Origin of the sequence: Bradyrhizobium sp. CW1 (genome assembly GCF_023100665.1) — a bacterium.
Lineage (GTDB): Bacteria > Pseudomonadota > Alphaproteobacteria > Rhizobiales > Xanthobacteraceae > Bradyrhizobium > Bradyrhizobium canariense_D.
Genome location: NZ_CP064684.1, coordinates 2307835 through 2321342, shown reverse-complemented (window position 1 = coordinate 2321342; position 13508 = coordinate 2307835). Strand labels below are relative to the sequence as shown.

General features: G+C 59.7%; 7 protein-coding genes. 4 read left to right on the top strand and 3 right to left on the bottom strand.

Features of this window, described 5'->3' with window-relative positions:
* Nucleotides 1-518 precede the first annotated feature (518 nt).
* A complete protein-coding gene (locus IVB54_RS11180) occupies nucleotides 519-2918 on the top strand; it encodes an EAL domain-containing protein (RefSeq protein ID WP_247777504.1) in 2400 nt (799 codons plus the stop codon).
* Between the two features lie 1655 nt (nucleotides 2919-4573).
* Here the strand turns inward: IVB54_RS11180 and IVB54_RS11170 are convergent.
* The gene (locus IVB54_RS11170) at nucleotides 4574-6682 is read right to left on the bottom strand and encodes a methyl-accepting chemotaxis protein (protein ID WP_018460439.1); all 2109 of its coding nucleotides are present in this window, start codon (nucleotides 6680-6682) and stop codon (nucleotides 4574-4576) included.
* Between the two features lie 119 nt (nucleotides 6683-6801).
* On the opposite strand from IVB54_RS11170, the gene IVB54_RS11165 reads away from it, so the two are divergent.
* A complete protein-coding gene (locus IVB54_RS11165) occupies nucleotides 6802-7029 on the top strand; it encodes a hypothetical protein (RefSeq protein ID WP_143273025.1) in 228 nt (75 codons plus the stop codon).
* Nucleotides 7030-7099: 70 nt separating this feature from the next.
* On the opposite strand, the gene IVB54_RS11160 is transcribed toward IVB54_RS11165, so the two are convergent.
* On the bottom strand, nucleotides 7100-8110 hold the full coding sequence (locus IVB54_RS11160) for a PAS domain-containing protein (RefSeq protein WP_039801407.1): 1011 nt from the start codon (nucleotides 8108-8110) through the stop codon (nucleotides 7100-7102).
* 831 nt (nucleotides 8111-8941) lie between these two features.
* On the opposite strand from IVB54_RS11160, the gene IVB54_RS11155 reads away from it, so the two are divergent.
* Entirely contained in the window at nucleotides 8942-9247 is a 306-nt protein-coding gene (locus tag IVB54_RS11155; protein ID WP_018460443.1) for a phage integrase N-terminal SAM-like domain-containing protein, read from the top strand.
* 775 nt (nucleotides 9248-10022) lie between these two features.
* Nucleotides 10023-10475, top strand: a complete 453-nt coding sequence (locus IVB54_RS11150) for a lipocalin-like domain-containing protein (protein ID WP_247777213.1) — start codon at nucleotides 10023-10025, stop codon at nucleotides 10473-10475.
* A 298-nt stretch (nucleotides 10476-10773) separates the two neighbouring features.
* On the opposite strand, the gene IVB54_RS11145 is transcribed toward IVB54_RS11150, so the two are convergent.
* Entirely contained in the window at nucleotides 10774-11313 is a 540-nt protein-coding gene (locus IVB54_RS11145; protein ID WP_198293420.1) for a hypothetical protein, read from the bottom strand.
* Nucleotides 11314-13508: the final 2195 nt, after the last annotated feature.

The window sequence follows — 13508 nt, the reverse complement described above, 5'->3', positions numbered from 1 at the left end:
GGGGCACTCTCCGCCATCGCGCAGGAGCCCGGCAACTGAGGTGGCGTTACTCTCTGCGGCGTACCTTCGGCACTCTGCCATTCGTCCGCGCCCTCTCGGCAACATCCCAAATGTTGTCGCCCTTCGGCGGAGCGCGACGAATATAACCCGAAATATCCAGTTCGTTTCACCCCTCGGGTGGAGGTTGGAAACGCCCTTGTCAGCTCTAGGCAACCCAGCAGCGGCCTTCGCGTTGCTCCGCGGTGGCCGTTCTATTTGCGAGGCACCATGGACGAGAGCCTGCTCGTAACAATGATGCGCCGTCCCCTCTGCAAACCGGCGCTGCTGCTTGCGCGTCAAGATTGATTGTCCAGGCAAAGCCCATCGCCCGTTGAAAGAAGTTTGACGAATGTCGTTCGACTGACAACGAATGGTTGATTCTGGAAGCCTCTGTTCACCATCCGGCAAGCCGGTCCTCCTTCGTTACCTAAAATCCACCACTTCCCCGCTCTGGTGATCGCAGGCCTTGGGGGATGCTGATGTATCAAGTGCTCTACTGTCTGACCGATGAACACGATTGGCGACTGGTCGCGCTTGGGGGCGCGCTCTGCCTGCTCGCAAGTACGGCTGCGATCAGCCTGTTTCACCGGGCGCGCGCGACGCAAGGATCGGGCCGCCTGGTGTGGCTGGCGCTCGATGCAGTCGTTGCCGGCTGCGGCATCTGGGCGACGCATTTCATCGCGATGCTGGCCTACGGACCGGGCGCCAGCGGCGCCTATAATGTTCCGGTGACGCTGTTGTCGCTAATCTTCGCCATCGCCATCACCTTTGTTGGCTTGAGCGTTGCGGTCTCGACCATGCGACCGGGCCTCGTCGCTCTTGGCGGGGCGATCGTCGGCGGCGGTGTGGCGGCGATGCACTATACCGGCATGATGGCGCTCGAGATCCCTGCGCGCGTCAGCTGGGCGACGGGCACGGTGGCCGCTTCGATCCTGCTCGGGGTGGTTTTCGGCGCATTCGCGCTCCATGTCGCTGAACGGCGAGACAACTTGTCCGGCACGCTCGGTGCTGCGGTGCTGCTGACGGTCGCCATCGTCTCGCATCATTTTACGGCGATGGGCGCGGTGCAGCTGACGCCGGATCCGACGCTGCCGATCAGCGGCCTGTCGATCCCGCCGACGTCGCTGTCGGTTCTGACCGCGAGTGCTGCGGCTGCGATCATCGTGATCGCATTGGTCGCCGCGCTGCTCGATCGGCGGGCCAAGGTGGAATTGGGCCGCCAGCAGAGGGTGCTGGACACGGCGCTCGAGAACATGTCGCAGGGGCTCTGCATGTTCGACGCGGACGGCAAGATCATCCTGTTCAACGAGCGTTATGCCGCGATGCTCGGCCGCACCGACATCCTGCTCACCGGCCGGCTGCTGGTCGACGTGCTGCGGGAGGAGCAGGCCAAGGGCCAGTGGCAAGGCGATGCTGGCGAATTCTTCGCCCGCCTCGTCGCCGACGCGCGCGAGAGCCGCACCACGACCGACATCGTGACCAGGTTCGGCCGCTCCATCCGGGTCGTCAACCAGCCGATGCAGGGTGGCGGCTGGGTCGCGACCTTCGAGGACATCACCGAGTGGCTGGAGGCGCAGGCGAGGATCTCCCATATGGCCCGCCACGACGCGCTGACCGGCCTGCCCAACCGCATCCTATTCCACGAGCAGCTCGAGCATGGGCTGCGCCGGACCAATTCAGGCGACCAACTCGCCGTTCTCTGCCTCGATCTTGACCACTTCAAGGACATCAATGACTCGCTCGGCCATCCCATCGGTGATGCCTTGCTGAAGGAGGTCGGGCGCAGATTGGAGGCGACCGTCGGCGAGAGCGACACCGTGGCCCGGCTTGGCGGCGACGAGTTCGCCGTGGTCCTGATCGGGCGCTCCGAGGAAACCGCTGCAAGGTTCCTGGCCGGCCGTCTCGTCGAGGCGATCTCGGCGCCTTACGAGATCGACCACCATCAGATCGTGATCGGCGTCTCGATCGGCATCTCGCTGTCGCCGCAGGACGGCAGCCATCCGGACGAGCTGTTGAAGAATGCAGACCTTGCGCTGTACCGCGCCAAGGCGGACGGTCGCGGCACCTATCGCTTCTTCGAGACCGGCATGGATGCGCGCGCGCAGGCGCGGCGGCTGCTGGAAATGGATCTGCGCGCGGCGCTGCAACGGAACGAATTCGAGGTGCACTACCAGCCGATCCGCGACGTCGCCACCAACCGCGTCGTCGCCTTCGAGGCGTTGCTGCGCTGGTCACATCCGCAGCGTGGCCTGATCGCGCCGATCAACTTCATTCCATTGGCGGAGGAGACAGGTCTCATCATCCAGCTCGGCGAGTTCGTGCTGCGCAGCGCCTGCGCCGACGCGGCGACCTGGCCCGACGATATTGACGTCGCCGTCAATTTGTCGCCGGTGCAGTTCAAGAGTCCGAACCTGATCGCATCCGTGACCGCGGCGCTGGAGGAGGCGGGACTGGAAGCCCGTCGTCTCGAGCTGGAGATCACTGAATCCGTGCTGCTGCAAAACGGTGAGGCGACGCTGACCACGTTGCATGAGCTGCGCGCCATGGGCGTGGGTATCTCGCTCGACGATTTCGGCACCGGCTATTCGTCGCTAAGCTATTTGCGCAGCTTCCCCTTCGACAAGATCAAGATCGACCGCTCTTTCGTCTCCGAGCTGGCAACCCGCGCCGATTCCATGGCGATCATCCGCGCCGTGACCGGCCTCGGCCGCAGCCTCGGCATCGTCACGACCGCGGAAGGGGTCGAGAACGACGCGCAGCTCGAGTTGCTCCGGCGCGAGGGCTGCACCCAGGCACAGGGCTATCTGTTCAGCAAGCCGCGGCCTGCCTGCGACGTGGCACTGATGCTGGAAGGGCCGCGGCTCCGAGCGTTGGCTTAACGAAATTATCAGAATGCCATCGCGGCACCGAGGCACAGCGCGGTAAGTCCGGCGGGCACGCCTGAGACGGTCGGGATCGTCGCTGCACGTCGCGTTGTCTGAGGTGCACTGGTCTCTCCCGAGATCCATCGCCGCGTGAGGGTAGCGCTCGACCTTCCGGTCCTTACTGTCTTCGGTCAGACCGAGCTCAGCCCGATTGTCGCGCAGACGAGCGTCGACATCCGGAGACTGAGTTCGTCCGGACCGCGGGAAAGCGCTCTGGAACGTCGGAAGTGCGCGTTGCGGTTCCGATGGATCTTCGTATTTTGCCGACCGGCACTTAGGGCGTAATTCAAGTCCGTGGATATCAGACCCACAATCGGCTATCTCGACGCGCCGGAGAATGCGCGTCCGGCCATCACGGCTGACGGATGGCTGCGCACGGGCGACCTCGGGACGCTGGATAAGCGCGGCTACTTGCGTGTCACGGGCCGCCTCGAGGACATCCCGCGGCGGAGAGAATATTTACCCGGCCGAGGTCGAAACCTGCCTGCTGCAGCATCCCAACATTGCCGATGTTGCGGTGATAGCTCTGGTGGGGTGCCAGAGACTGTCACAGCCGTAGCGCGTTCGACCTCTGAAGCCAACGCGCTCAGATGATCGGCAAGCCTCGCGAACAATTCTCGTTTTCGCAGATCAGTGGCTAGATCGCTGATCGATTTGCAGTCGGCGGCATCGTTGCGGAGTCTGTCCAACTGCTCACGGATGTCTCTCATTTTAGAGTGCCCCCGGCAGCATCCTCTTCATTCAGTTGAATTGATCGAGGTGTACTTGAGCTCACGCCGATCTATTTCCGAACGGAGCAACTCAGCATAGTTGCGAAGATTGTCACCAACAATGCGGGAGCGGCCGCCATTCGCGCGATCAGCCAACACTTGCCGCCGCACACTTTCCCAAAGAGACAATAACGTCTGATCTTCCGAGCTTGAAAAGTTCATCCGCAGGCCCTCAGTAATTGGTCGCGCGGATGCTACCGCGTACTCGTGAGCCGGATTGTTCGGTTGCCGACATAGCTGTGGTGAAGCTACGCGCTCGTTGCACATCGGTCACACCGCTTGCATTGGTGAAGGGAGATATCGCGACCGCGGGACCTACCGTCGCATTAGCTAATCGATCGCTCGCGTCGCCGCTATTGCTGTAACGGGTCAGAGCGGTCGTGCGGCCGATTCCGCGCGACGGGACAAGATGTGGCTGCGTGGTCACCGACACCTGCTTCGAAGTATTGAAGGACGAACGTACGCGCTGCAGTACAATCCGTCCCGTGTCAGGCATAAGGGAGCATCTCCTGCAGCAAGCGATCCGCGGCGGATAGCTGATCAAGCCGAAGCACGAGCAGCTCGTTCAGCCGCGCTACCCGAGACTGAAATTCCTCACGTATCGATCCGTTATCCACATCTTCAAGCAGGCCATTGAGAACTCTAAGACATTCGATAACGACATTGACCTTCCGTCGCAGCAACTTAGTCCGTTCTGGTCTGGACGATCAGGTATCGCTCTCGACTAAATGGCAGCGGGATGATGTTGGCAGCCACCGGCTCGGACGCTCCATCACGGATCCTCGCTGGGACACTTCCAGCGTGACTCGCTGATGTTGAGGTACTTGTCATGGAAGCACCTCAAGCTGCGCGCACAGTGATCAGGAACTTCTCGACCTCTGTCTTTAGCCGCGCGCTGTCGTTCGACAGCGTTTGCGCCGAGGCAAGCACCTGACTAGAGGCAGAGCCGGTTTCCGTGGCCCCTTGCTGCACCTCCGTGATGTTGGAGGCGACCTCGTGGGTACCTTGCGCGGCCTGTTGGACGTTGCGCGATATCTCCTGCGTAGCCATTCCCTGTTCTTCCACCGCGGCTGCAATGGCGGAAGAGATTTCTGAGATCCGACCGATCGTGCCGCTGATTTCCTTGATCGCGACGACGGAATCCTGGGTGGCGGCCTGTATATCGGCGATCTGGTGGCTGATCTCCCCAGTCGCCTTGGCAGTCTGTTCGGCGAGCGCCTTGACTTCGGAGGCAACGACAGCGAAGCCGCGTCCGGCCTCGCCGGCCCGCGCCGCTTCGATCGTTGCGTTCAGCGCCAAAAGGTTGGTCTGCCCCGCGATCGTATTGATCAGTTCGACCACGTCGCCGATACGAGTTGCCGCCTGTGACAGCTTGTTGACGCGATCGTTGGTTTTCTGTGCCTGATCCACCGCTGCGCCGGCAATCCTGGCTGCGTCCTGCACTTGGCGGCTGATTTCGACGACTGATGAGCTCATCTCTTCGGTGGCGCAGGCAACCGATTGAACGTTGCTCGAGGCTTCCTCGGAAGCCGCAACGACCATGCTAGAGCGCTGCTGGGTGCTCTCGGCTGTCCTGCTCAGGGTCTTGGCCGCCGCTTCGAGCTCGGTCGAGGATGATGAGAGCGTCTGGATGATTTCTCCGACCGCATCCTCAAAGCGTCCAGCGAGCTGGTGCATGTCCGTCTTGCGCTGGGCGGCCGCACGGGCCTCTGATTGCGCCTGTTCGGCCCGCAGCCGGTCGGTTTCGAACATATTGTCTTTGAAGACCTGAACCGCCTCGGCCATCTCGCCGACCTCGTCAGCGCGGCCGACACCTGGGATCGAGGTCGACGTATCGCCGCTCGCGAGCCTGCCCATGGCGGCGGTCATCCCCTGGATCGGGAGGGCGATCGCGCGAGCGGTCAGCAGCGCAATGGCGGCCCCGAGGCCCAGTCCTGCCGCAAGCAAGCCCCACAGGACCAGCCTCAGGAAGGATATGCTCGTCTGCACCTGATGGCTTTCCTCGGCAAGCATGCTGTTCTGGTTCGTCTTGATGCCTCCAGAGCGGGTGCCGTCGGCGCCCTTCGGCCCGTCGAGCAGATCGAGAATCTTCACCGCGCGCGGCGCCGCTTCCGTTATGAGAATATGCACGGGTGCATTCCAGTCCGCTGACTCCCGGAACGCGAACATCTTCTCGTAAAGGAGAACAAATTCGCCCCGCGCCTTCGTGATCTTCTCGAAAGAGAGCAGCTGAGACGGCGTAAGCAGGTCCTTCTTCGCACTCACGGCGGTATAGCCTTTTTCAGAGAGCTCCCACGGCTTGAAGAATTTCTCCTTGTCGTTCTTTTCGCCCGACAGGAGGTACATGCGAAGTTGAGCGGTGGCAGCGGCAAAATTGCCGCGCGTGTCCGCCATTGCTTTCAGCAATCTCTTACGCTCCGCCGTCGCCTCCTGGCCCTCCTCCTCGTTGATCATCTTGGTGATCTCGGAAAACATTGTTTCGGTGCGCGGACCGGCTTCGGTCACAAGTAGCTTTGTCGCTGGATATGCATCGGAAGTGAACGCGACGGCTTCGGCTTTGTCTTGGGCAGCTCGGAACTCTGCGAGCAGCGCCTTGGCCTCGGCCCATTTTCGGCTGTTCTCCGGGTTGGTAAAATGTACCGCCTTCTCATCGAAGCCGGCAACTGTGGCATCCATTTCCTTCCACATCGCGGCCCGATCTAGCTTGCCTTGCGGATTTCCGGTCAAGAGATAGCCACGCAATGTCGCCAGTGTGGAATAGAGATTGCCGACCAGCTCTGTGCTCGCGAGCGCGACGGGTGTCCGCAGGTTCACCATGCGATCGACGGTCGTGGAAATCCCGCCGACCGCAAACACGGTGTATCCGACTGAAAGCGCGATGATCGCGCATACGGAAAGAAATCCCGAAATCAGCCGGCCACGAATCCGAAGTTTGAGTTTGAAGGGCATGGCAACACTCCGCGGGTCATTGGACCCTTAAAAAGATTGGCAAGAATGGATTTGGATGTGACGCGCTTAGTCGCCGCAACCGACGGCGGCTTTTAGGTCAGATGGCAAAAAGATCCCTCGTGGGGTCACTCGATAATAAAACAGTAGCTCAGGTTTCCCGTCCCTACTTGAGCGTGCAGACCATGGTGAAGACAATTGGCTGCGAGTTGGTTAAGAAGAAATCGACCCTGATTTTCCTCACGCGCGCAAAAATTGCTGCTTCAGCGCGTATGACGAAATTAGCTCGGCGCATTTCGCAAATTTTTGGTTCGCCCGGCCGCGAAATGCGCGAGCAACCCAAAAACTGAGCCCCAAGACGGTCCTTCCAAAGCTACCTATGGAAAGTGAGATAGCCAGCTTGCGACAACTTGTCTCAAATCATCGTCGCGGCCGAACTGCAGGCTCGCCGACAGACGGGAACAAGAACTCGATTCCCGCATCCGAAAAGACGCGACGAAGAATCTCCGTCGTCTCGTCCGACATTGGGGGAGCATCATCGTACTCTTCAAGCCGACGAATGATGGCGGACGAAATCCCCGTTCGCGCGGCCAATTGTTTCACAGACCAATTTAGGATGCCGCGGGCTGCGCGCAGTTGCGCGCCCGTAAGCTGCGATGTTGCCGCGTGTTGAACGGAGAGCTTTTCCTGATGCACGTCAATGGAGAGACCCATCCATTCCTGGATGCTGCCGTCCGCATTGGTGACAGGCACGGCCGTACAATGATACCACCGATATGTATTGTCGGGCTCTCGCAGGCGATGCTCGACGCTGTACCGCCGTCCGGTCTCGACCGAGGCCGTCCAGCTTCTCAAGGCCGCCTCACGCTCGTCTTCGTGAAGAAGATCAGCCCAGCCTTTGCCAAGCAACCGATGCGCCTCTGGTGTCTTCTCGCCATTCGGCAGTGCCGTGATTCGACCGTCGGAACTACCGATCCACAGCAGACCGCCTACCACCTGGGTCAAAGCGCTGTAGCGCTCGGCGTCACTTCGCAGCGTCTGGACCAACCGACGTTGCGCTGTAATGTCGAGAGCGATCCCCAAAATACATTCCGGCTCACCTGCGCTATTCAGTAGCACTTCGGTATGGCAGTTAATCCAGCGCAAAGCGCCATTGGGCCGAATGATGCGAAATTCACCGTCGAGCAACGTCCGATCTATCATCAACTCGCTGGGACCGCGAGTCGGACCGCGATCGTCCGGATGAATCCTTCGTTGGATTTCGGTGTATGACGGCGACACCGCATGCGGATCCAATCCGAGCAGCCTAAAAAAGCCACGCGACCATTGCATCTGGCCGGCTGCATCACAGCGCCAGACACCTGCTCCCAGCTTTTCTTCAATCAAACGAAGCACATCGGATATACCGAGATGTGCCTCCAGCTGCAGCAAATTAACCCCCGTTCTCAAATACAAACATTCAACTCTCAATTGCAGAACAATTCAACACTGATGTTTGAGTGAACCCGGCCATACGGTCGCAGGCCGGTGGAACGTCTCTCCACGGGCAACGCCAACGAGAGAGGGCAACGTCGTGCGGTCCTAGAGACCGCCTACACCTCAACCCGGCCAATCGGCTGCGCGCCATTCGACGAGGCCAATGACCCGAAAATCCCTTCCGGCACTGCTGATTTTCTCGAGCATGGTGGCACTGGTTGTCGCATTCGGATTTCTAGCACAGTAAGACCCGCGGATTGTGTGCGACGTCCTCTTTTCCCCCGATAGCGACTCAAATAGCGGACGTCGTGCACTTCGCATTTGGGCCAAGCGGTAGAGTAGCGCTCTAGATATTTGGAGGGGCCTCTTACCAGGCAGGCCCTGTTGCCGCGAGATGGTCTATGGACGCGAAATCAGCCACACGATTTAAACAGCACGTAGATCGGATCATGGAGAGTTATCCCTGGCGCTCACGCTCGCCCAAGAATCTCCAGTAGCTGAGTTTCTGAGATTGAGGACATCGGTCGGCGATATCATCTCTCGGAATAGACTCCGTGCTTCAGGAAAACATTTACAAAGATTATCCCGGTCTGGATGGCATGAAAGGCTGACTGATAACTTCGGCTTCGGGTCAAAGAACGAACCCGCTCTCGCGGGAGGGCTGGCGGCGCGGTCCGCCGATCACGTCTACCGCTGTAACCGTTTGAACGAGCACAGGTGACGGGCGGGCGCTCCGTCTGCAGGATCGAGGGGTCAAGCACTCCAACCTCAAGACAGGAGCCCCCAATGAGCGAGAAGCCCATCAGCCCGCTGCGCCAACGCATGCTCGACGACATGAACATGCGCAGGTTCGTACCCGATACGCAACGCGAGTACATCCGCGCCGTCAAGAGGCTTAGGGTTTTCCTCAGCCCTCCCCCCGACAGTGCGACGGCGGAAGAGCTGCGCGCGTTCCAGCTGCATCTGACCGAGGCCCTGAGGCGGTGGACGCCGGGTGCGTCGCCTATTTGCGCAAGCCGTTCGCACGGCAAACCTTGCGGGATGCCATTGCGAGAGTACTGGCGTAACAGGCGCGGCGCTCCATCGGGGTAGGTCAATTGGGCGCCCATAACCTCAGCAGACTGAACCGCAGGTTGTTCGGCTAGGTGTGAGGCTAGTGAGAACGGGGCTGTCCGTTTTGATCCTGCGCAAGCCGGAGAGTTGCGGTGCTTGAGCAACGGCCAATGGCGAACTAGACCATGTACTCCGCGAAGTGGACAAGTCCGTTCTGGCTTCAAACCGGAGATGGCCGGCTCGCTAGGGCGCTACGGAACTGCTCAATGTATTCCGCTGGCAGGTCCCTTTGAGATCGCGCGCGTTGCAGCTTCAAGACGGGCCGCGATCTCGCTCATCCGGCGCGCCAGATCTTGGAGCGTTGTTGGCTGTACTGGGCCGGCGCCCCTTGGGGAATTCAGCTCCGTTTGCAGGTGCTCGAACTCTGCCTTGCACCGCTCCAGCTCGGCGAGAAGCATTGCGAGATCATCCATTTGGCCGAATGCGCCTCATTCCGGTGAGCTGGGGCCGTCGTACCAGATCAGGGGCAGGCGCGGCACTTGGGAAATTTACGGGTGGGCCGACCCGCTCTCCGCCGCAGGTCGATGATCCCGAGACACACATCTGGGTAGGAGATCAGCCGGCATTCCTGCTGGGTTGGCGGTTGGCACGTGGGTACTGCGGCTAGTCTGTGTCTGTGGGTGGGCCCGCTGTCCAGGTTAGATCGGAATGGCATCGTGTGGGTTTTCATCGCCGATTTTGACCCCGAAGCTCACGCCGACCTTGATCTCACGTGACCGTAGTTGAACAATTAAATTTTGTGGTGGAGGACATAATGAACAAAGCCATTGTTGCTATCGGGCTTGGGCTTGCCCTGTCGGGCGCAGCATTCGCGCAAGAGAAGTCGGCTAAGGAACAGCTTGTTGGTGCGTGGACGCTAGTCGCTGTTACCAGTGAAATGGACGACGGCCAAATAGGCGAACCCTTCGGTCCTTCCCCAAAGGGTGTGATGATTTTCTCAGATGATGGCCATTTCTCGCTTTCCAATCGCGCGCGGAAATTCCAAAGATTGCGGCTAATGACCGAGCCAAGGCGACGCCCGAGGAGGCGCAAAGTATCGTGGCGTCAAGCATTTGCCTATTACGGCACATACTCGGTTGACGAAAATACAAAAGGTATGATGGTCAACCTTGCAGCCAGCACCTCCGCGAATGTCGCCGCCATTCCCAATCAGAAAAGAACGATTACTTTGCTAAACTCAGACGAACTAAAATTCGACAATCCCTGAACTCCAAACGGTATGACGCTGCGAACCACTTGGAAGCGCGTAGCGGCGCCCCAGTCGAATTTGAACGGTGGCAATCGCACGCGACATAACGCCACTCTGTAAAAAACCGGAAAACCAACCGGCTGGTTCTCGTCAGATGGTGTCAGAGCGTTGGGCACCAGACGAAAATCGGCCCCGACCAACACGGGGGCTGGCGGTCGGGGGCCGTCCCTTCCAGTGCGCCACAGGCGGCGGTCGTGGGCACACGCGCTGACGTTCGGGTAGCGACAAACCGGTACACCAACTGGCGCGCGCTCTTTCAGGCCGCAACGTGTGGATTGACAACTGTATAGCCGCGCAACGATCGCGCGTGCATCCTTGTCGCGTGTCCGCCTGAGTTGGCGTCATACGCCATCCAAATGTCGCCTCTGAGATGCTGTTCTAGTACGAAGACGTGCCCACGGCGTGCCGCGACCATTCCGGGCGACGGCGACGTACGCGGAAAGCGTAGCCAGTTGGCTGCGAGGTTTAGTTCAGGCACCACACGACCAAACACGCGCAGCGCTGCGCCACAACCACAGAATGCCGCCGGGCAGCCGGGCGGCCGACCCCCGGCGATCCGGCTCTCAGCAGGGACACTCATCGCCAAGCTGTTGGCTGCGGTTACTACGAGTTGTTTGGGACGATACGCCTGCAGTGAATATTGCGAAATTCGTTCGCCGCGCGTCTGCGCGGACGAGAAGTCACATGGCATGATCACGTTGCATTCGGGCGCGTGGCCGATGCGGTAGGGTCTTGCTTCCGAACAGATCGAGCTGAGGACAACGAAGAGACACGCAGAAAATACTTGCTTGAACATTGCAGGGCTCCAAAATGAGGTCCTGCCCCGAGTACCAAGCAACAAACAACAATTTGGCCGAAAAGCGGCCAAGGTTAACAGCGATCGCGGTCCAATATCGTCAACCCTCACGGCCAGACGTTGCGACGCTATCTGATTAACTCGCAGAGAGAGAGAGAGAGAGAGAGCCTTGCACTCGTCCGACTTGTCAAGTCTGCTCCGGGGTGACCACCGGCAACGCTCGGATCGAAGCGATATAATTTCCGCTTCGCGCCCCTGAGCGGCTGCCGGTGTAGATGGAGCCCTAACAAACGGCCCCGACGCATTCCACGTCGGGCCCTTAAGATCGTCGAGCCGGTTACATCCGCCGTGCCCTCTGATGCTTGATGTGTCGATTACCGCCCACGATCTAGTGCAGAGCGTGCACTGCGGCCGCAATAGCAAGGCCGTTTGAACAGTCGTCATAACACGCGCGTCGATGTTAATGCCACGAGGTTCCCGCACCTGGACGGTTGCTTGGGCAACAATTAAAAGTCGAACCGCTCGTTCCTGCGCGCCATGAAGATTTTGGAAGCCACGAGCCGCGGCGAAATGTCAATTCATGATCGTAAGCAGATCCGAACCAACCCGGCGTAGCTCTCGCTTTTTCTCGACCGGTCAGCCCGAGCTCTCACGCACCAGCCGGGCAATTCTGCGAGGACCATCCCACACCTCTACGGCGGGGTACGTATCGAGAAATTTCTCTGCTCGCGTTCTGGCGCCTTCATCCGTCGGACTGTCTTGATAAACCGCCCGAGCAACGCCGGATAAATCGACCACATACGCAACGTACCGCATGGCAGTTCCCAAGTGCCGGAAGCTACAATACGACTCCGCCAACTGTGACGGCCTTCGTTTCATCTTACTTTCGAACCTTTGACGAGCGCCGGCTGGTGATCGAGACTTGCTCTTGGACAACCTGCCGCGCCTCCACCTCGCCTGTTTGGTTTAGGAGGGCAGGAACTCTCTTTCGGACGTTCTCTTGCCAGCCATCGCAGTACTCTAGAACAATTTACGAGGCTCCCAAGATCGACCTATGGCTTAGGAACCAACCGGCGCCTACGGACCCGAATACCCGAATATCCGTTTCGGTTGGAGTTCGTTCCGCAATGGGGACCGGGGCGCCCCTTCCCCGGTGAGCCATGCTTGCGCAGGGGTCGGGGCCGTTCCGCGCGACGCGCGCTGCATTCACAAGATCCTCCTTGCGCGAGGATCTGTAATGGCGCGCCTCGCCCCCGCCGAAAGTGGTTCGCTACAGAGGAGGTGGCGCAGGCTTGGATTGATGAGAACGATCGGGAGGGCGTCGGCTTCGAATACGAGGTGATCGGCGCGCCAGCGTGAACTTCATTGGCAAGCCATGTCGCAGAGCCACCGCGCGGCCGCCCGGCGGATAGGATCGAGAGAACAACCCCTCGCGCGTGGCCCAATTGTGCCGAAACATACAGCCAGCCAGGGCGCGCGCGAAAGCTGCGGCGTGGTCATCCGAGGTTCAGGAAGGAACGTCTAAGGTTGGTCAGCGGGGATGGGCTCCGCCGGAGTAGCATGGATGAAATACAAACTTACACTTGCCGCAATAACCGTTCTCGGTGGGGCGGCATTCTCAATTGCAACGGCATCGGCAATGCCCGTTGCTCCGTTGGGACAATCAAACATCGCGAACGTTGAGACGGTAGCTCTGGTTTGCGGCCGGCACGGATGCGTCCGAACCCGCCCGGTCTATCGTCCTGCCTATCGCCGCGGCGTAGTCGTCGTTCGTCGGCCTTATGCCCATCGGTACTATCGGCGCTACTGATCAGAGGTTTCGTTCACGTAAACTGGCGTACCCTACTTGTAAAAAGGCCGCCAACTGAGGCGGCCTTTGGTTCTTTGCTCAACCGTTTTAGTGAGGAGAGAGGACAGCGGCCACGTTAAACGCCAGTGGAACCAGAGCGCATGCGCCAGCTGAGAGCAGTCCCTATGTCACCGGCCTCCTTCGCGCATGCATTCCTGTGGGAGAAGTGGTAGCCAACTGCTGAGGTCCGACATTTTCTGGCGTTATTTGGACGTCATCCAACAACTTCGCGAGTTCGTTTCGGAGATTTATGTTCATAGCAATTGCTCCGAGGCAGTTTCGCTGAAGAAGCGCGAAAGACGCAAACTGCCGGCGATTGGAATAACACAGAAGAGCCGTGTACGGT